17 protein-coding genes are annotated in these 19,794 nt (G+C 61.3%); 9 read left to right on the plus strand and 8 right to left on the minus strand.

Features of this window, described 5'->3' with window-relative positions; translation table 11 throughout:
• Positions 1–7: 7 nt before the first annotated feature.
• Positions 8–487 (minus strand): LabA-like NYN domain-containing protein, encoded by a 480-nt coding sequence (locus PGR6_RS24930; protein WP_018925783.1) that lies wholly within the window; start codon positions 485–487, stop codon positions 8–10.
• Between the two features lie 252 nt (positions 488–739).
• Positions 740–1,513, minus strand: a complete 774-nt coding sequence (locus PGR6_RS24935; protein WP_028938848.1) for a DUF2076 domain-containing protein — start codon at positions 1,511–1,513, stop codon at positions 740–742.
• A gap of 177 nt (positions 1,514–1,690) precedes the next feature.
• On the opposite strand from PGR6_RS24935, the gene PGR6_RS24940 reads away from it, so the two are divergent.
• Both PGR6_RS24940 and PGR6_RS24945 read left to right on the plus strand, forming a co-directional pair.
• Complete coding sequence (locus PGR6_RS24940; protein WP_064620561.1) at positions 1,691–2,365, plus strand: YciC family protein; 675 nt, start codon at positions 1,691–1,693, stop codon at positions 2,363–2,365.
• Positions 2,366–2,439: 74 nt separating this feature from the next.
• Positions 2,440–3,519: an endonuclease/exonuclease/phosphatase family protein gene (locus tag PGR6_RS24945; protein WP_064620566.1), complete on the plus strand. Its 1,080-nt coding sequence runs from the start codon at positions 2,440–2,442 to the stop codon at positions 3,517–3,519.
• Between the two features lie 149 nt (positions 3,520–3,668).
• On the opposite strand, the gene hrpB is transcribed toward PGR6_RS24945, so the two are convergent.
• The gene (gene hrpB / locus PGR6_RS24950; protein WP_064620569.1) at positions 3,669–6,185 is read right to left on the minus strand and encodes an ATP-dependent helicase HrpB; all 2,517 of its coding nucleotides are present in this window, start codon (positions 6,183–6,185) and stop codon (positions 3,669–3,671) included.
• A 97-nt stretch (positions 6,186–6,282) separates the two neighbouring features.
• Between hrpB and PGR6_RS24955 the strand changes: the two genes are divergently transcribed.
• Positions 6,283–6,702 (plus strand): hypothetical protein, encoded by a 420-nt coding sequence (locus PGR6_RS24955; protein WP_064620572.1) that lies wholly within the window; start codon positions 6,283–6,285, stop codon positions 6,700–6,702.
• 29 nt (positions 6,703–6,731) lie between these two features.
• Positions 6,732–7,628 carry a cation diffusion facilitator family transporter gene (locus PGR6_RS24960; protein WP_064620576.1) on the plus strand — a complete coding sequence of 299 codons (897 nt, stop codon included), beginning with the start codon at positions 6,732–6,734 and terminating at the stop codon, positions 7,626–7,628.
• Here PGR6_RS24960 and PGR6_RS24965 read toward each other — a convergent pair.
• Positions 7,622–8,719 carry a DUF6515 family protein gene (locus PGR6_RS24965; protein ID WP_064620580.1) on the minus strand — a complete coding sequence of 366 codons (1,098 nt, stop codon included), beginning with the start codon at positions 8,717–8,719 and terminating at the stop codon, positions 7,622–7,624. The genes PGR6_RS24960 and PGR6_RS24965 overlap by 7 nt on opposite strands.
• A gap of 448 nt (positions 8,720–9,167) precedes the next feature.
• On the opposite strand from PGR6_RS24965, the gene PGR6_RS24970 reads away from it, so the two are divergent.
• Together PGR6_RS24970 and PGR6_RS24975 are read left to right on the plus strand one after the other, a co-directional pair.
• Entirely contained in the window at positions 9,168–9,647 is a 480-nt protein-coding gene (locus PGR6_RS24970; RefSeq protein WP_007937367.1) for an Lrp/AsnC family transcriptional regulator, read from the plus strand.
• 226 nt (positions 9,648–9,873) lie between these two features.
• The gene (locus PGR6_RS24975; RefSeq protein ID WP_007937369.1) at positions 9,874–10,083 is read left to right on the plus strand and encodes a DUF2788 domain-containing protein; all 210 of its coding nucleotides are present in this window, start codon (positions 9,874–9,876) and stop codon (positions 10,081–10,083) included.
• Here PGR6_RS24975 and PGR6_RS24980 read toward each other — a convergent pair.
• The 4 genes from PGR6_RS24980 to PGR6_RS24995 all read right to left on the minus strand — a co-directional run bounded on the left by PGR6_RS24980 (position 10,078) and on the right by PGR6_RS24995 (position 16,513).
• Positions 10,078–10,644: a pseudouridine synthase gene (locus tag PGR6_RS24980; RefSeq protein WP_173861150.1), complete on the minus strand. Its 567-nt coding sequence runs from the start codon at positions 10,642–10,644 to the stop codon at positions 10,078–10,080. The two genes, PGR6_RS24975 and PGR6_RS24980, sit on opposite strands and share 6 nt — an antisense overlap.
• A gap of 146 nt (positions 10,645–10,790) precedes the next feature.
• A complete protein-coding gene (amn, locus tag PGR6_RS24985) occupies positions 10,791–12,290 on the minus strand; it encodes an AMP nucleosidase (protein ID WP_018925774.1) in 1,500 nt (499 codons plus the stop codon).
• A 118-nt stretch (positions 12,291–12,408) separates the two neighbouring features.
• Positions 12,409–14,058, minus strand: a complete 1,650-nt coding sequence (locus PGR6_RS24990) for an acyl-CoA dehydrogenase family protein (RefSeq protein WP_064620586.1) — start codon at positions 14,056–14,058, stop codon at positions 12,409–12,411.
• A gap of 73 nt (positions 14,059–14,131) precedes the next feature.
• Entirely contained in the window at positions 14,132–16,513 is a 2,382-nt protein-coding gene (locus PGR6_RS24995; protein ID WP_064620589.1) for a hybrid sensor histidine kinase/response regulator, read from the minus strand.
• A gap of 428 nt (positions 16,514–16,941) precedes the next feature.
• On the opposite strand from PGR6_RS24995, the gene PGR6_RS25000 reads away from it, so the two are divergent.
• The 3 genes from PGR6_RS25000 to hemL are packed head-to-tail and all read left to right on the plus strand — an operon-like array spanning position 16,942 to position 19,695.
• Positions 16,942–17,739: a hydroxymethylpyrimidine/phosphomethylpyrimidine kinase gene (locus PGR6_RS25000; RefSeq protein ID WP_019581334.1), complete on the plus strand. Its 798-nt coding sequence runs from the start codon at positions 16,942–16,944 to the stop codon at positions 17,737–17,739.
• A gap of 32 nt (positions 17,740–17,771) precedes the next feature.
• On the plus strand, positions 17,772–18,395 hold the full coding sequence (gene thiE, locus PGR6_RS25005) for a thiamine phosphate synthase (protein WP_064620592.1): 624 nt from the start codon (positions 17,772–17,774) through the stop codon (positions 18,393–18,395).
• Between the two features lie 16 nt (positions 18,396–18,411).
• The gene (gene hemL / locus PGR6_RS25010; RefSeq protein ID WP_018925769.1) at positions 18,412–19,695 is read left to right on the plus strand and encodes a glutamate-1-semialdehyde 2,1-aminomutase; all 1,284 of its coding nucleotides are present in this window, start codon (positions 18,412–18,414) and stop codon (positions 19,693–19,695) included.
• Positions 19,696–19,794 lie beyond the last annotated feature (99 nt).

Below are 19,794 nucleotides of genomic sequence, written 5' to 3' on the forward strand. Positions count from 1 at the left end.
GTAAAAATCAATTCTTGAGCAGCAACGCGCCTTCGATCGGTACGTAACGACTGGCGGCGCGGATCAGCGAGTTGGCCGTCAGGCCCGGCACGCCGTAGGCCACCGCCTGCACGCCGTGCTTGGCGATGATGCGCTCCAGCAGCATGTCGAAATCGCCGTCGCCAGAGGCCAACACCACTTCGTCGACATGGTCGGCGGCGTCCATGATGTCGAGGGTGATGCCAACGTCCCAGTCGCCTTTGGCCGAACCGTCGCTGCGCTGGATGTAGGGCTTGAGCTTCACGACGAAGCCGAGGTTGCGCAGGATCTGCTGGAACTGCTGCTGTTTGCTGTCGCCACGATCGATCGCATAGGCATAGGCCTCGACGATCTGCCCCTGCTTGCTGACGTCAGCCCACAAAGCGGCGTAGTTGAAGTGGCAACCATAGGCCTGACGCACGGTGTAGTAGAGGTTCTGGACATCGGCGAACACTGCGATTTTTTTCACCGTACATCCTCTCTGCGCGTTGGCGCGCGGGGTCGTGGCGCACAGGCGCGCGGGCTGGATCAGGCTCCAGGCCCGAAAAGTCGCCCAGTATGCCAGCCAGAAGGATTGTTCCGCGAATAATCGGCCGTGTGGCGAGGGAGCTTGTCGGAACGCCGCAGCGTCCCGCTAGGGTGCGAAGCGGCCCCCTTGCTTTGAAACCCAAGGGGCCTGCTACGCAGTCCAGCGGGAGCAAGCTCCCTCGCCACAGATGTGTCAGATGAAGGAGTCGTCGTCATCGCCACCGAAGAACGATGAACTGTCATCATCGTAATCCGCGTCGGTGAAACCGCCCTGATCGCTGGAGTTGTCAGCCACGCGCTGATCATTGCCCCAACCGCTGCTATCGCTCTGATCGTTGACCTTGGCCGGTTCTTCCTTGATGACTTCAACCACTTCCGGCTGCTGATTGTGATGGAACAGGCTGCTGATGCCTTGCGCCAGCATCACGCCACCGGCCACACCCGCTGCCGTTTTCAATGCACCGCCGAGGAAACCGCTGCCGACAGGCTGTTGCGGTGCGTAATTCTGTTGAGGCGGCGCTCCGAAACTCTGCTGAGCAGGCGGTGCACCGAAGTTTTGCTGCGGCTGCGAGTTGAACGACGGCCGTCCTGGTTCACGCCAGCCGCCATTCGAGGGGGCTGCGCTTTGAGTCGGCGCAGGCTGCGGATCACGGGAAGCGCCGCCGAAAATGCTCGACAAAAAGCCGCCGCTTGGCGCCGGCGCCGCTGTCTGCGCCTTGGCCTGTTGCAGTTCGGCCTGCAATTGCTGCACTTGCTGGGTGAGTTGCTTGTTCTGTTCGTCGAGGCTCTTGATGGCTGCCTCTTGCACCAGAATCGCCTGGGTCATGAAATAGCCCGCCGCTGGCTGGCGAGTCAGGTGTTCCTTGATCCGCGTCTCGGCCTGGGCGTCGCGCGGGGCTGAGTCCGTTTCGGCCTGTTGCAGCCGGGAAAACAGTCCATCGATCAGGGTTTGTTCTTCGCTGTTCATGGCGACCTCGTAGATTGCCGGGAATATCAGTGCCCTCACCCACAGTGGATAAGGTGCTCACCAGTAATGGGGCTGATACAGGATGTTTCAATGACCTTTACCGAACGTTTACGTTTGTGCCCCGAAGGGGTTGATCGGTTAAAGTGAGGCACTGCTTTCAACCTGCGATACCGACTGATGAATTCGTTCGATGTACTGCGTGACTCTCTGTATTTTTTCAAGCGCAATCTGGGCCAGATCGTGCAGCTATGCCTGCCGCTGGTGATTGTCGAGGCGCTGCTGCAACAAGTGGTCGACCGCTCCACCGGGCCGGACAGTTTCGCCGGCATCAGTGTAATTGTCGGCTTGCTGGTGTATCCGCTGTACACCGCCGCGCTGATCCTGTTTCTCGATGCCCGCAGCCGAGGAGAATCGCCGCGTACCCGCGACCTGTTGGCAGCCGCGGCGACCCTGTGGCCGCGCTTCGCCGTGCTGACCGCCCTTAATACCCTGCTGATCCTGATCGGCCTGTCGCTGTATTTCCTGCCGGGCATCTGGCTGATGGTGACGCTGGCGTTCGGCGAGTACCTGTTGGTGCTGCGCGGCCTGGCACCGCTGGCGGCGATGAAGGAAAGCCTGCGCATGACCCGCGGGCATTTCATACGCATTCTGGTGTGCATTCTGTGCGTGATGGGCCCGCTGTGGGTGCTCAAGGGAGCGACGCTGGCGGTTTACCCTGACCCGCAGAACCCGGTGATCTCGCTGCTGATCGACAGCGCCCACAGCTTCCTGCAGCTGTTCACCAGCGTGGTGCTGTTCCGTTTGTTCATGCTGATCGCCGATGCACCCGAGAAATCTGATGAGCGGCTCTGACCGCTCTACCCTTGGGCTTTGGCGCTGCTCTCGGTTATGCTCGGGGTCAATCTTGTAACGCGATAAGCCGAGCTATGCCCCGTCTACTGCGCTACACCCTGCTGGGCCTGCTGATCGCCATCAGCCTGATTGCAATGCTGATCTACAGCCTGACCTGGCGCCCCGACGCCAAGGAAGCGCTGCCGGTCAGTTGCAACGCCCAGGCGCCGACGCTGGTGCCCGGCCAGGCGCTGAAGGTGATGACCTGGAACGTCCAGTATCTGGCCGGCAAGCGCTACGTGTTCTGGAACGACCTGGCCGCAGGAGACGACGAATCCCCTACACCTGAAGACATGGCCTTCAGCCTCGACGAAGTGGCGCGGGTGATTCGCGACGAGCAACCGGACATCGTGCTGTTGCAGGAACTCGATGAAGGCGCCAAGGCCAGCGACTACCAGAACCAGTTCAAATTACTTCAGGATCGGGTCACCGACCTGTATCCGTGCACCACTCAGGCCTTCGACTGGAAAGCCGACTTCGTACCTGAACCGCATATTTTCGGCAGCGTTGGCCGGCAATTGGCGACCCTGAGCCGCTACCGAATCGAACACGCCGAACGCCTGCAATTGCCGGTCGCGCCGGCCAATGTCATCAGCCGTCAGTTCAAGCCGAAAGACGCCTTGCTGGTCACGTACCTGGCATTGAACGACGGTGGCCAGATGGCCGTGCTCAACACCCATCTGGACCGCACCAGCCAGCTCGACGATACCTTGCAATCCCAGGTGACCGCCGTGGCCAAGGTGCTCGACAAGTTCGAAAGCCAAGGCACGCCGTGGTTGATCGGTGGAGATTTCAACCTGTTGCCGCTGGGCCAGTATCAACGCCTGCCCGCCGAGCAACGCACGCCCTACTCTGCCGACAGCGCGCTGCATGTGCTGTGGGACAAATACCCGATGATCCCCACCAACAACGAAGCCAGCGGTATCGACCGGGCACAATGGTTGACCCATTACCCGAATGATCCCGGCTTGAACGGGCCGGACCGGACCGTCGACTACCTGTTTTACAGCCCGCGCATCAAACGGGTCGAAGCGCGGGTGCGGCAGGACGATACGTTGCGCATTTCCGATCATTTGCCGGTGATTGCGCGGTTTCTGTTGCCGGCCGCGCCATAAAACACCTGTGGCGAGGGAGCTTGCTCCCGCTCGACTGCGCAGCAGTCGTAAACCGATTGACACCACGCACCTGAAAAATGATGTGACAGAATTTGGGGCTGCTTTGCAGCCCAACGGGAGCAAGCTCCCTCGCCACAAAAATCCGTGCCCTACTTACGAGGCTTAACCCGCGCCGTCGCCTCGGCCACCAGCGGATCATCCGGCCAGTAGTGCTTCGGATACCGCCCCTTCAAATCCTTCTTCACCTCGGCATAGGTGCTGCGCCAGAAGTTCGCCAGGTCCTGCGTCACCTGCACTGGCCGCCGCGCCGGGGACAACAGATGCAGTTTCACCACTTGCCGGCCGCCGGCAATCCGCGGAGTCTCGGCCAAGCCGAACAACTCCTGCAACCGCACCGCCAGAATCGGTGGCTGTTCACTGTAATCCAGACGAATCGATGAACCCGACGGCACGCTCAAATGATGCGGCGCCAGCTCATCCAGCCGTTGCGGCAACGGCCACGGCAGCAGGTTGTGAACGATGCTCGACAGGTCCAGATTGGCGAAGTGACTGAGCCGCGAGACTTTCCCCAGATAGGGCATCAGCCAGTGTTCGAGGCTTTTGAGCAATGTTGCGTCGCTGACATCCGGCCATTCGCTCTCGCCTTTACCCGCGAGATCCAACTGCCGCAACAACGCCACCCGCGCCTGCCACTGACGCAGCTCCGGGGTCCAGGGCAACAGCTCCAGACCTTTGCGCCGCACCAGATTCACCAACGCCTGACTGCGAGCACTTTCATCGAGCCCGGTCAGCGGTTCGCGGCTGAGGATCAACTCGCCGACCTTGCGCTGACGCTCGGCCCGCAGCACACCTTCGCGCTCATCCCAATCCAATTGATCGACACACCGCACCTGTTCGGCCAGCACCGAATCAAACAGCGCCGGATCAAAATCCGTCGCCAGATAAATCCGTTCTTCACGCTGGCCCTGACGACTGCCCAGATCGGCGATCACCAGCCACGGTTGCTTCATCAGGCTGTCCGCCTCGGCAAACAACGCCGCACGACCGTTGGCCAGGCGATACTCCGCGCCACCGGCCCGCCGCTGTTGGGCGACCCGATCGGGATAAGCCAATGCCAGCAGCGCACCGAGCCAACGCGGATGTTCGGGGTCGCTGACCGGCTCCGACGCTTTGCCGCGCAAATAACTGCGATACTGCCGCGCCAGTTGTCGGGCCCGCTGAACACCACCCTGCGCACCGCGAGCGGCCCGTTCTTCACCGGATAACAGCACCAGTCGGCTGTGCAGGTCCGCGCCAGCACCACGCAAGATATCGCGCTCACCAAGCAGCGCCGCGACATCGCAGGCCATGTCGGCCAGGCCGAGCGCCTGGCCACGCAACAGCAAATGGGCGATTCGTGGATGGGCCGGCAGTTCGGCCATGGCCTGACCATGACGGGTCAGCGCTTCTCCCTCCAGCGCTCCCAAACGCTCAAGCAGATCCTGGGCCTGTGCATAAGCCGCTGCCGGAGGAACATCCAGCCAAACCAACTGCCCCGGCGTCACGCCCCAACGACCGAGTTGCAAGGCCAGCCCGGCAAGGTCCGCCGAGAGGATTTCCGCACTGGCGTAAGCCGCCAGTTGCTCGTGCTGATCCTGCGACCACAAGCGATAACACACACCGGGCTCCAAACGCCCGGCCCGGCCTGCACGCTGCGTTGCACTGGCTTTGGAGATCCGTTGGGTATCCAGGCGAGTCATGCCGCTGCCGGGGTCGAAGCGCGGCACGCGCGCCAACCCGGCATCGATCACCACGCGCACACCGTCGATGGTCAGGCTGGTTTCAGCGATGTTGGTGGCCAGCACCACTTTGCGCTTGCCCGCAGGCGCCGGATCAATCGCCGCCCGCTGCGCCGCCAGGTCCAGTTCGCCGTGCAGCGGGCACAGCAACACCGGCGTGCCCTCGCCCAAGGCATCGGCCAATTGTTGATGCACCCGCCGAATCTCCGCCTGCCCCGGCAGGAACACCAGCAGGCTGCCGGTTTCATCGTTCAGCGCGTCGAGGATGGTCTGCACCACCTTTGGCTCGATGAACTCACCGGGCTGAAACGGCCGGCCCCAGCGCATCGCCGCCGGGTACATGCGACCTTCGCTGCGCAGGATTGGCGCGTCATCCAGCAATCCGGCCAGGCGTTCGCCTTCCAGGGTTGCCGACATCAAGAGGATCTTCAGCGGTTGATCGTCGCGGAACAGCTCCCGGCCATTCAGGCTCAGGGCCAGCGCCAGGTCGGCATCGAGGCTGCGCTCGTGGAATTCATCGAAAATCAGCAACCCCACGCCTTCCAGCGCCGGGTCATCCTGCAGGCGCCGGGTGAGGATGCCTTCGGTGACCACTTCGATGCGGGTATTGGGGCCGACCTTGCTGTCAAGACGAATGCGATAACCCACGGTTTCGCCGACCTTCTCGCCCAATTCACTGGCCAAGCGCTCCGCCGCCGCCCGCGCTGCCAACCGGCGCGGTTCGAGCATTAGAATGGTCTGCCCGGCCAGCCACGGCTCATCGAGCAAGGCCAACGGCACCCGGGTGGTTTTACCGGCACCGGGCGGTGCTTCGAGCACGGCTTCGTGGCGTGTAGCGAGGGCTTCACGCAGGGCGGGTAAAACTTCATCAATTGGCAAAGAAATCATGCTGGCTCCCAAACAGAGGGCCGAGTATAACGGCGTTCAGCGCGGTCCTAATTCATATCGACGATGCTTCGTTTCCAGATAACCCAGGAGATTTCATATGCGTGCTCCCTTTCGCTTGATCGGCGGTGTATTGATCGCGTCCTTGCTGACCCAAATGACCGCCTGCGGTTCGATTTTCTACCCGGATCGTCGCGGCCAGATTGACGGCAAGATTGACCCGGCCATTGCCGCGCTGGATGCAGTGGGCCTGCTGTTCTATATCATCCCCGGCCTGATCGCCTTTGCAGTGGACTTCACCACGGGTGCCATTTACTTCGAGCCCGACCGGACCGCCCAGGTGGCGCCGGAAAAACTCAAGGAAGCCATCGGCGCCGACGGCAAGGTCGATAACCACAAGTTGCAGACTATTCTCGAAAGTGAACTGGGCCGCAGCTTCCCGCTGGACGATCCGCGTCTGATCCAGCACAAGGGCAGCGCCCAGCAACTGGCTATGTTCGGCCTGCAACCGGCTGCATAATTCGTGCATTTGAAGGAACCACAGCACTGATGACGACCCCTACCGACCACGCCCGCCTGCTGCGGCTGGCGACGCGCGCCTCGGTGGCGGTCGCGTGCATATTGATCATCGCCAAAGCCATCGCCTGGTGGCTGAGCGGCTCGGTGAGCATGCTCGCCGGGTTAACCGACTCGGCACTCGACGGCATTAGCTCGCTGCTCAACCTGATGGCCGTGCATTACGCCTTGCGCCCGGCCGACGATGATCATCGATATGGGCACGGCAAAGCCGAATCACTGGCGGGCATGGCTCAGGCGCTGTTCATTGGTGGCAGTGCCGTGCTGATTTCCCTGCAGGCGATCGAACGGTTGAAACATCCGGAACCGATAGGCGCAGCGTGGCTCAGTATCGGGGTGATTGTGTTCTCCCTCGTCCTGACCGTGGCCCTGCTGATGTTGCAGCACCGGGTAATCAAGGCTACCGGCTCCAACGCGGTGAGCGCCGACTCCTTGCATTACCGTTCGGACCTGCTGCTCAATGGCGGCATTCTCGTAGCGCTGGTGCTGGCAGGGTTTGGCTGGCAGCAAGTCGACCCGTGGTTCGGCCTGGGGATCGCTGCTTACATCCTCTGGAGCGCGATCCAGATCGCCCGGGAAAGTTTTGCAGTGCTGATGGATGAAGAATTGCCGACCGATGTCAGCCAGCACATGCTCGAACTGGCCTGCAGCGTACCCGGCGTTCTGGGTGCCCACGACTTGCGCACGCGGATTTCCGGCAACCAGTGGTTCGTGCAATTGCATCTGGAATTGCCGGGAGACTTGACCCTGTCAGTCGCCCACGGCATCAGCGATCAAGCCGCCGATGCGATTCATGCCGTCTACCCGCGAGCCGAAGTGCTGGTGCACGCCGACCCGCAGGAAGTGGTGAAGGCCGCCAGGGCTCAGTAACTCACCTGATAACCGCGACTGCTCAGGCAGTTGCCCTGGGCCTGTCGGTAAACTTGCACCACCGACGGATCCGGTCGGTAGGTGGCAGTACGTGGATCGAAACCGCTCTGTTGCACGGCCCAGCGATAACATTCATAAGCGTCCCGGCTGACTTCCTCCGGCGACTGGCCGTTGGCTGGGTACGCCACCACGTCATAACCATTGCTCACCGGTGGCGGCTGCACAGGAGGGTCGACCACGACGTAATCCTGAGTGCTCTCCTGATAGGCGTAATATGCGCCGGCCGCCAGGAACAACAGCGTGCCGCCGATCCACACTTCACGGGCGTAATCGGGCAAGTAGCTGACGCGAATCCCGCGAGGCGGCTGAACCACCACATAACGCGGGCCTTGCGGGCGATACCAGTAGCCACCGGAATAGAAATAATCCTGGCCACGATACGGCACGCGGAAGTGACGCTCCTCCGGGAAGCGGTCGATCACGTACCCAGGACGATACTGCGGGCCGGGGCCCCAGCCTGTGCCGTGCCCCTCCGGACGACCGGGCCAGCGACGGTCATCGTGACGCGGCTCCCGCCCCCCGGTCTGCCATGGCTGGTTGTGATTGTTACGCCACGGTTCGTCCTGATAGTAGCCACGCCGCGGTTCCTGGGTCTGGCGCACGGTATCGGGCCGACTCTGGATTGGCAGATTATTACTCGGTTGTTGCGGCGCTCGCTCCTGAACGTTTGGATCGTGTAGCGGACGGTTCTGCCACTGGCCACCCTGAACGCTGGAGTCGTGCGGCGTACGGTTCTGCCACTGGCCGCCCTGATTGTTGGACTCGTGCGGCGCCCGGTTCTGCCACTGGCCACCCTGATTCTGGTCGTGGCGCTCGAATTGGCGGCTGTTGTCGCCACGAATGATTTCGGTGCTCTGCGGGCGTGGCTGATTGCTGCCGCCACGGCCCTGGCCCTGTTCATTGCCCCGATGATCAGGCCCACGCTGCCCGCCATCGGGGCCGCGGTTCTGTGGTTCATCGGCAAGCGATTGTGCAGTGACACTTACACACAGCAAACCAACACCGGCCAAACGCCAGATGCGCGATTTCATGCTTTTCCTCACGGCGGGTTAGGGCCTGTACGTAAGACTGGGAAAGCGCAGGCCGGTTCTGCAACAGGTTATCAGTCACGTAACTTTTTTATTGAGCGGCTTTTTATTAAGGGCATGCCAAATTGCGGGCAAGAAAAAAGGGAGACCCGTCGGCCTCCCTTTGAGAACTTCGTCCGTGCTCGACGCTTATGACGTCGGCTCACCTCACGCCGTCTTCTGGACAGTGTGTAGCTCGGGGGCCGACGCATCCCCGGTGGGGGTGGCGACCGCAGCTGGCCTGATTGGGCGAGCCGCACTGGACTGTTTGTCCGAGCAGTGATTCTGGTGATAAGAATAGGCCCGGAGCACCGACAGAGGATTGCGAAGATTGCTCAAATAAACATCACTTGCGCAATTTTTAACTCAGGATAGATAATCTGCCGCAATAGTTATGACAAAGGCCTGATTGATGAGCAAACTCGACCGATACGACCTGAGTATTTTGGCGGAATTACAGCGCGACGCGCGCATCTCCAATCAGGAGCTGGCCGAACGCATCGGCCTGTCGCCTTCGCCTTGCTCGCGGCGGGTCAAGCAACTGGAAGACGACGGCTACATCTCCCGCCAGGTCGCCTTGCTGGACCGCAAGATGCTCGGCCTGAGCCTGACCGCCTACGTGCTGATCGGCATGGACCGCCATACACCCGAGCGTTTCGAGAACTTCGAAGCCGCCATTCGCACATTACCGCAAGTGCTGGAATGCAGCCTGGTGACCGGGATGGATGCGGATTATCAGCTCAAGGTGGTGGTGCCGGACATGGATCACTATCAGAAGCTGCTGCTGGGGCATCTGACCCGGATTGAAGGGGTGACGAGTGTACGGTCGAGTTTCGTGTTGAACCAGGTGCTTAACAGCACGGAGTTGCCTTTAACTCATTTGCGCAGCTGAGAATGCTTTGTGGCGAGGGAGCTTGCTCCCGCTCGGCTGCGAAGCAGTCGCAAAACCAGTGAACGCAGTGTGCCAGATTAAACCCGGTCGCTGATTTTGGAGCCGCTTCGCGCCCCAGCGGGAGCAAGCTCCCTCGCCACAATCCGACGCAGGTCAATACCCCGCCAATCCCCCTTGGCGTATACTCCTCCCGCCTTTTTAGCCCCGCCCGCGCTGGAGATGTTCAATGGATCCTGCTGTTTTCGAAGAGTGGATGATGACTGGCCTGGTCAGCATCCTGATCATTTTCATGGGTTTCATCGTCTGGGATCTGGCAAAAAAATCCAAAGCCGGACGCTTCGGCTCGTTCATTCTGTTCTTTGTGCTGGGGTTGGGTGTGGCCGCATTCGTGATCAAAAGCGTGGTCATCGGCCTGATCGAATCCGGCACGCTATAAACGCGCCGGCACTTCCTTCCACTGTCCCTGATCGAGCCCTTCGATCGACCAGTCACCGATTTTGACCCGCACCAGGCGCAACGTCGGCAAGCCGACCGCCGCGGTCATGCGCCGCACCTGACGGTTGCGCCCCTCGCGAATCACCAATTCCAGCCAACTCGTCGGCACGCTTTTGCGAAAGCGCACCGGCGGGTTGCGTGGCCACAGTTGCGGCTCATCCAGTTGTCGCGCTTCGGCCGGCAAGGTCATACCATCGTTCAGCTCGACGCCCTCGCGCAAGCGCTGCAACTGCTCGGCGGTTGGCTCGCCTTCCACTTGCACCCAGTAAGTCTTGGCCAATTTGTGTTTCGGGTCGGCAATCCGCGCCTGCAGCTGGCCGTCGTTGGTCAGCAGCAACAAGCCTTCGCTGTCGCGGTCCAGCCGTCCTGCCGGGTAAATCCCCGGAATCTCGATAAAGTCCTTGAGCGTCGCCCGCCCTTCGCCGTCGCTGAATTGCGTCAGCACATCGAAAGGTTTGTTGAACAGAATCAGCTTCGGCTCGGCCGGGGGCGCTTTGGCGATACGGCGCGGGGCGGAAGAAGATGACACAGGCTTCACGCCAGGGCGGCGGGAAACGGGACGTTGAGGACGGGACATGGCGAGAAGAACATCTAACGGTCAGGGCTGCTAATGCTAGTGCCCCAACCGTCAAATGACCATGAGAACAATCAGCGGAACGGCGGCTCGTCGAAGCTGCGCAGTTTGCGTGAGTGCAGCGAGTTGAGCTCGGTGCGCAACAGATCCACCGCCTCGATGCCGATCTTCAAGTGCTGGCTGACCGCGCGCTCATAGAACGCGTTGGCCGACCCCGGCAGTTTAATTTCGCTGTGCAGCGGTTTATCCGACACACAGAGCAACGTGCCATAGGGCACCCGCAAGCGATAACCCTGGGCCGCAATCGTGCCGCTTTCCATGTCCACCGCCACGGCGCGGGACAGGTTGATCAGCGGACGCTCCTGCGCCCAGCGCAGCTCCCAGTTACGGTCGTCGTAGGTCAACACGGTGCCGGTACGCAGGCGTTTCTTCAGTTCGTCGCCCTTCTCACCGGTGATGTTGGCCGCCGCTTGCTGCAACGCCAACTGCACTTCGGCCAAGGCCGGAATCGGAATGTTCGGTGGCACCACCCGGTCGAGAATCCCGTCGCGACGCATGTAAGCGTGTGCCAGCACGTAATCGCCAATGGTCTGCGACTGACGCAAGCCGCCGCAGTGGCCGATCATCAGCCAGCAATGCGGACGCAGCACGGCCAAATGGTCGGTGATGTTCTTGGCGTTGGACGGGCCGACGCCGATGTTCACCAGGGTCACGCCATGGCCGTCGCTGGCGATCAGGTGATAGGCCGGCATCTGGTAACGATGCCAGACCACGCCAGCGGCAATCGCCGAGGCTTCGCCGTGGTCCATGCCCTTTTCGATGATCACGTTGCCCGGCAACACCATGCGTACAAAACGCGGGTCTTTGCGCAGTTGTTCCAGGCCATGAACGATGAACTGGTCGACGTAGCGGTGGTAGTTGGTCAGCAGAATCCACGGCTGCACATGCCGCCAGTCGCTGCCGGTGTAGTGCACCAGTCGGCGCAGGGAGAAGTCCACCCGCGCGGCATCGAACAGGGCCAATGGCAGCGGATCGGTGTTTTCCCAATCGTACAAGCCATCAGCGATGCCATCGGTGGCGGCCGACAGATCCGTACTCGGGAACACCCGCGCCAGTACCGCCGCCGTAACGCCAGAGCCGGCCAGTTCATCGCCCTGCTCGACCACATACGGATAAGGAATGTTTTGCTGGCTGACGCCGACTTCCACGGTCACGGTGAAGTCGTGCATCAACGGAACGAGTTGCTCCAGCAGGTATTTGCGAAAGGCTGCCGGATGAGTGACGGTGACGCTGTAGGTCCCCGGCAATTGAACCTTGGCATAGGCGCGAGTGGTCTGTGGGACTTCGCCCTGGCAGAGGTAGGTCAGACGCAACTCGGGATAACGAAACAGGGCACGCTGTTCAGCGTCCGGCTCGACGCGATCCTTGAGATAACGCTTGAGCGCTTGATTCAGCGCTGTGGTTGCACGCTCGTGCAAGACAGCAAGCCGATCAACGGCTTGCTCGGCGGTTTGAACGACAATAAACGCTTCGGTCACGATCAGCTTCCTGTGTTCTGACTTGCAGACCTTCATCTTGCCTGCATCATCGCTTCACGGGAACAGTGAAAAAAGATCGTAGCCTTCGGCAACTCCTACAGAGGGTCGTCGTACACCTGTAAGAGGCTGCCGAAGGCTGCGATCTTTTCGCCCTTCAGAAGCCCTGCGGTGTCGAGCGGGCCACAATCGCTTCCACATCCAGCCCACGTGGCAACGTTCCATACACCCGACCGGCCGAACCGAGGCGGCTGGCGATGAACGCATCACTGACCGCCGCATTACCCGCCTCCAGCAACAGCCTGGCCTGAAGCCCCAAGGCGATGTCTTCGGTGAGCTGGCGGGCGCGGTATTGAATGTCGTCGGTGTCCTTGAACGCCTTCTGCAACTGGCCGATGTGTGCGGCCAGGCGTTTGTCGCCATGGCCATCGCCCAACTCGTTGAACAGCACATCGAGCACGCCCGGTTCTTTCGACAACGCGCGCAACACGTCGAGACATTGCACGTTGCCGGAACCTTCCCACGTCGAGTTGACCGGTGCCTCACGGTACAGTCGCGGCAAGATGCTTTCTTCGACGTAACCGGCGCCGCCCATGCATTCGGCCGCTTCGTTGATCATCGCGGGCGCGCGTTTGCAGATCCAGTACTTGCCCACTGCCGTCACCAATCGAGCGAATTTCGCTTCGTGGTCGTCATCCAGATGATCCAGCGCTCGCCCCATGCGCAGGCTCAACGCCAGGGCGGCTTCGCTTTCCAGGGCCAGGTCGGCCAGCACGTTTTGCATCAAGGGTTGTTCGCTGAGCAACTTGCCACCGACCTTGCGGTGGGCGCAGTGATGGCTGGCCTGGGTCAGGGCCTGGCGCATCAGCGCGCTGGAGCCGACCATGCAATCGAAACGGGTCATGGCGACCATTTCGATAATGGTTGGAACGCCCCGGCCCTCTTCGCCGACCATCCAGGCCAGGGCGCCACGGAACTCCACCTCGCTGGAGGCGTTGGACCAGTTGCCGAGTTTGTTTTTCAGCCGCTGTATGTAGAACTGATTGCGCGTGTCATCCGGACGATGACGCGGCAGCAGGAAACAGGTCAGCCCTTTGTCGGTCTGGGCCAGGGTCAGGAAGGCGTCACACATTGGCGCCGAGCAGAACCACTTGTGGCCCACCAGTTCATACGCCTGGCCCGGCCCACCGCCCCCCACCGGAAACGCCTTGGTGGTGTTGGCCCGCACATCGGTGCCGCCCTGTTTCTCGGTCATCGCCATGCCGATGGTGACTCCGGCCTTATGGGCCATGCCGACATTGCGCGGGTCGTACTCGGTGGCGAGGATTTTCGGCAGCCATTGCCGGGCCAGATCCGGTTGCAGGCGCATCGCCGGGACGCTGGCGAAAGTCATGGTCAACGGGCAACCGCTACCGGCCTCTGCCTGACTGTGCAAATACGTCATGGACGCGCGAGCCACATGAGCGCCCGGTTGCGGATTGGTCCAGGGCAACCCTGTCAGGCCATGCTCCACCGCCGTGTGCATCAACTGGTGATAAGCCGGGTGAAACTCCACCAGGTCGATGCGATGGCCGTAACGGTCATGGCTGACGAACACGGGTTTGTTTTGATTGGCCGCAAACCCGGCCTCCATCAGCGGCCCGCCGGCCAATGCGCCGTAAGCGTCGATCCGCGACTCGGCCCAACCGGCATCGAACCGTCGCGACCATTCCTGCAAAGGCAGGTCGATGCGATAGAGGTTGATGCCATCCAGCGACGGTGGCTGGTTGGTGACTTCGTGGGTTTCGGCGAACTGATGCAGGTTCATGACGGGACTCCTTTGGTCAGCCAAGGGCTTCAGTTAAGCACCGCCCCGAGGCCGAACAAAGTGGCATATCTGCCTAAATGTCGGCGCTTTCGCCTTGTCCAGAACAGAGCACCCGTCGATAGAGCGCGGCCTGCAAGTCCTCGAATTTCACCGGTTTGTTCAGGTAGTCGACCACGGTGTCGCTCGGGCAGTGCACTCGGTCCGCACTCAGGGCAATCATGAACACGGGTAATTCGGCGCAACCCGGCAACGCACGGATCCGGCGGCAGATGGAGGCGCTGTCCGCTGGCGGCAACTGGCAATCGAGCAATACAGCGTCAACGGCTTCACATTGCAATTGATCGAGCGCAGCAAGGCCATTGTCAGCGGTGCGTACCCGGAACCCGAGCTTGAGCAACATGCCGCGCATCACCAATTGATTGATGCTGTTGTCATCGACCAGCAATACCGTGCACTCCTGGGGCAAGCGCAGGCCGGTGGTCTGCCGGGTGATCGAGGGAGCAGGCTCCACCAACGACAGCTCGAATTCGACGTCCAGCTGGAAGCGGCTTCCACGGCCTGGTTCGGAACGGTGGCTCAGGCGCCCCCCGAGCAATTCGACCAACTGCCGACAGATCGCCAGGCCAACGCCAAGACCGCCATATTCACGGGTCATCGAGCCGTCGAGCTGGAAGAAGCGCTGGTACAGCGTCGCCTCCCCCAGATCGGTAAAACCGATGCCGGTGTCGATCACCGCAAAAGACAGCGCCAGCCGACCGGGCTCCGCCGCCGGTTTACCCGTCACCCGCAGCGCCAGACCACCGACTCGGGTAAATTTGATTGCGTTGTCCAGCAAGCATTCCAGGCATTGCACCAGCTTGCCGCTGTCGCCGAACAAACGATCCGGCAACCCGGGTGCTACCTCGACCTTGAAGTCCAGCGACTTGCTCGACGCATTGCCATCGAACTGCCCGCGCAAAGACTCGACCATACTGCGCAAGCTGAACGTGTCCGGATAGACCTTGAGCTTGCCGGCCTGCAATTCGGTCAGGGTGAGGATGCCGTTGACCATGCGCATCATGTCCCGCGCCGAACCTGCCGCCGTTTGCTGATACTGCTCCAGCTCTGGGTTCATCTCGACGGTCTGCATCAGCTCCAGCGAACCGATCACACCGTTCATGGGCGTGCGCAGTTCGTGGGTCAACGTGGCGAGGAATTCGTCCTTGAGCCTATTGCTGTGAGCCAGTTGCTGGTTCAGCACCTCAAGCTTCTGGCCGGCGTCGAACAACGTCTGTGCCTGATGCTCGCGCATGGCGTTGATACGATCGGCCAGGGCCAGGGACAGCAACGCCACTTCAAGCGCCGAGCCGATCTGGCTGGCGTACATGGTGAGGAACACGTTGGGCAAATACCCCAACACCATCATCGTGTTGACGACGCCACCGAGCAAAAATGCCGACCAGGCAATGATGAAGTAGCGCGCCACCCTCAAGCCACGCCACCAGGCGAAAACCCCGGCAGCGAAAATCACTACGGTAAAGACCAGTGCCAACGCCGTCGCCAGACGCAGGGCCAGGGCGTAACTGGTCATCAGAGATAACCCGACCACCAGCGTACTGAACGCGATCAGCGCCAATAGCACACGGTCCAGCCAGCGGCTGTGGGTGGCCGTCCGCAGGAAGCTGCGGGCGAACTGGCTGCCGAACAACCCTGAACAGCCGATGAAGAACGGCGTCGCGGCATTGGCCCACCACGGATTGTTCGGCCAGAAATACTCCACGGCCGCGCCGTTCACCGACAGCTGATACAAGCCGAACGAGGCGATGTAGACGATGTAATAGAGGTAACTGGTATCGCGCACACTGAGGAAGATGAACAGGTTGTAGACCAGCATCCCCAGCAACACGCCGTAAATCAGCCCCAGCACATAAAGCCGCACCGGCTGCTCTTCAAGGTAAGCAGTGCTCGACCACAAGGTGACGGGCGCCTGGATCGAGCCTTCGCTTTGCAGACGCAGGTACACGGTTTGCGCCTGCCCGGGCGCAAAGCTCAGACCGAACAGATAGTTGTTCTGACGAATTTCGCGAGTGGCGAACGGCAACGCATCGCCCGTCTGTCGGACCAATTGATAGTCGCCGCCAGCATCGGGCAAGTACAAATCAAGGTGATCGAGGGGTGGATAGGCCAATTCCAGCAGCCAGGTCCGTTGCGCCGACGGATTGGTCGGACGGTATTGCAGGTCGATTTTCAGCCAGAACGCCGAACGCGAATAGCCGGCGTTGAGGGTGGCTTTATCGTGGGGTTTGAAGTGCCCGGCCGCGGCTTGCGCACGGACATCGGCAATGGTCGCTTGACCGCCCGGGTCTTCATAAACCTGCATCGTTCGGCCCAGGGGAAGGCTCTGGGTGAACTCGTCGAACTCGACGGCGCTCGCCAGGAGGGGCAAGCACAACAGCAACATCAGCAAATAGCGCATTTAAGCCCCAGCGTGGCCTGTCCGGTTCTGTCAGGAAGCCCCCCATTCCTTTTGAGTAGACGTAAAACCGGTATTACCTGTTATTGGTTTGGATCCACTCTAGCATAGCCGTTAGTGGCCATTGAACACCATTGAATTTTTTCCTAAAAAGGCTCTAGCACGGGCGTTCCAGCGCTATGTATTGAGCTAGAGCTGTTGGCTTGATCAGGATGCGACAATGTCCCGGCGAGTGATGAACACCTGTGGCGAGGGGGCTTGCCCCCGTTCGGCTGCGAAGCAGTCGTAAATCTGCCGACGCGGTGTTCCAGACAGAAGGCAAAGGGGGCGCTTCGCACCCCAACGGGGGCAAGCCCCCTCGCCCACAATGTATCGGCCGGACTGGACGTCGCAACACCCGAAAAACATGTTTGGTGGTAAGCTCGCGCACCATGAATATCTACAGCTCTCGCCCCGTTGTCCTCTGTCTCTCCGGCCACGACCCTAGTGGTGGCGCCGGCTTGCAGGCAGATATCGAAGCCCTGCTTGCCCAGGGTTGCCATGCGGCTCCGGCCGTCACCGCCCTGACCGTGCAAGACACAGTCAACGTCACTGACTTCCGCGTGCTCGATCGCGAGTGGGTACTGGCCCAGGCCAATGCCGTGCTCAACGACTCCGAAGTCGCCGCCGTCAAACTGGGCATGCTCGGTTCCCTGGAAATGGTCGACACCGTGGTCGAACTGCTTTCAGCGCACCCGCATTTGCCAGTGGTCTGCGACCCGGTGCTGCGTGCCGGCGGTGGCGGACGACTGGGCAAGGACGAAGTCGGCTACGCCATGCGCGAACGCTTGCTGCCGTTGTCGATCATCGCCACCCCTAACCTTCCCGAAGCCCGCATCCTCGCCGAACTGCCCGAAGGCACCGCCGACGAGTGCGCGGAAAAACTCCTGCCATTCGTCAAACACCTGCTGATCACCGGCGGCCATGGCGACGAACACGAAATCCACAACCGCCTGTACAGCCGCGACGGTCGCCGCGAAACCTTTACCTGCCAGCGCCTGCCCGGCAGTTATCACGGTTCCGGTTGCACGCTGGCCAGCGCCCTCGCCGGTCGCCTGGCCCAGGGTGAACACCTCGCCAGTGCCGTACAGAGCGCGCTTGACTACACTTGGCGCACCCTGCGAGATGCGGAACAGCTGGGCAAAGGCCAGTTCGTGCCCCGCCGCCTGCCGCTGGATTTCTGTTCGTAACTTTCGATGCGTAAAGCGCAGAGGCTTGTCCGATGAAACTACGTGGCCTGTACGCCATTACCGACAGCCAGCTACTGGCCGGTAAATTTCTTTCGTACGTGGAGGCGGCGCTCGAAGGCGGCGTCACCCTGCTGCAATACCGCGACAAAAGCAGCGACGAGGCCCGCCGCCTGCGCGAGGCCGAAGCCCTGCGTGATCTGTGCGACCGCTACAAGACCCAGCTGATCATCAATGACGACGCCGAACTGGCCGCGCGACTGAATGTCGGCGTGCACCTGGGCCAGACTGATGGCCCACTGATGCCGGTGCGAGCACTGCTCGGGCGCCAGGCGATCATCGGCTCGACCTGCCACGCGCAACTCGAACTCGCCGAACAAGCCGCCAAGGAAGGCGCCAGTTACGTCGCCTTCGGCCGCTTCTTCAATTCCAACACCAAGCCTGGCGCACCGACATGCAGCCTCGACTTGCTTGATCAGGCCCGCAGCAAACTGCACCTGCCGATCTGTGCGATCGGCGGCATCACCCTGGACAACGCTGCCCCGCTGGTGGCCCACGGCGCCGATCTGCTGGCGGTGGTGCATGGCCTGTTCGGCGCCGAGAGCACGGCTGAAGTGACGCGTCGCGCCCGCGCCTTTAACGAATTGTTCAAATCCTGATTTTGAGAGCCAAATAATGTCTCGTTCCGAAACCCTGTTTGCCAATGCCCAGAAACACATCCCCGGAGGCGTGAACTCGCCTGTTCGTGCGTTCAAGAGCGTTGGCGGCACGCCGTTGTTCTTCAAACACGCCGAAGGCGCCTACGTCACCGACGAAGACGACAAGCGCTATGTGGATTACGTCGGTTCCTGGGGCCCGATGATTCTCGGCCACAGCCACCCGGACGTGCTGGATGCGGTGCGCAAACAGCTTGAGCACGGCTTGTCCTACGGCGCCCCGACCGCGATGGAAACCGAGATGGCCGACCTGGTCTGCTCGATCGTGCCGTCGATGGAAATGGTGCGCATGGTCAGCTCCGGCACCGAAGCGACCATGAGTGCGATCCGTCTGGCCCGTGGTTTCACCGGTCGCGACAGCATCATCAAATTCGAAGGCTGCTACCACGGTCACTCCGACAGCCTGCTGGTCAAGGCCGGTTCCGGCGCCCTGACCCAAGGCGTACCGAGCTCGGCCGGTGTACCGGCGGCGTTCGCCAAACACACCCTGACCCTGCCGTTCAACGACATCGACGCAGTAGAAGCCATGCTTGCCGAAGTCGGCCAGGACGTGGCGTGCATCATCGTCGAACCGGTGGCCGGCAACATGAACTGCGTACCGCCGGCACCGGGTTTCCTCGAAGGTCTGCGGACCCTGTGCGACAAGCACGGTGTGGTGCTGATTTTCGACGAAGTGATGACCGGTTTCCGTGTCGCCCTCGGCGGTGCCCAAGCCTATTACGGCGTAACACCGGACCTGAGCACCTTCGGCAAGATCATCGGTGGCGGCATGCCCGTGGGCTGCTTCGGCGGCAAACGCAAAATCATGGAACACATCGCGCCACTGGGCCCGGTCTACCAGGCCGGTACGTTGTCGGGTAACCCGCTGGCGATGGCGGCTGGCCTGACCACGCTGCGTCTGATCAGTCGTCCGGGTTTCCACGCCGAGCTGAGCGACTACACCAGCCGCCTGCTCGATGGCCTGCAACAGCGCGCCGATGCCGCTGGCATTCCGTTCGTGACCACTCAGGCCGGCGGCATGTTCGGTCTGTACTTCAGCGGCGCCGACGACATCGTCACCTTCGATGACGTGATGGCCAGCGATGCGAACCTGTTCGGGCGCTTCTTCCACCTGATGCTCGAAGGCGGCGTGTACCTGGCGCCGAGCGCCTTCGAAGCCGGCTTCACCTCGATCGCCCACGGCGAAACCGAGTTGAAACTGACGCTGGACGCCGCCGAACGTGCCTTCGCCGCACTGAAGTAAATCTGCGACGCTGACGTTGGCGATTGCCAGCGTCAGCTTTCACCTACATCCGCTCCCTTTTTCCTGCTCAGCTGCCAATAATCCCCCGCAAAGTGGGTG

Source organism: Pseudomonas sp. GR 6-02 (assembly GCF_001655615.1).
Classification (GTDB): Bacteria; Pseudomonadota; Gammaproteobacteria; order Pseudomonadales; family Pseudomonadaceae; genus Aquipseudomonas.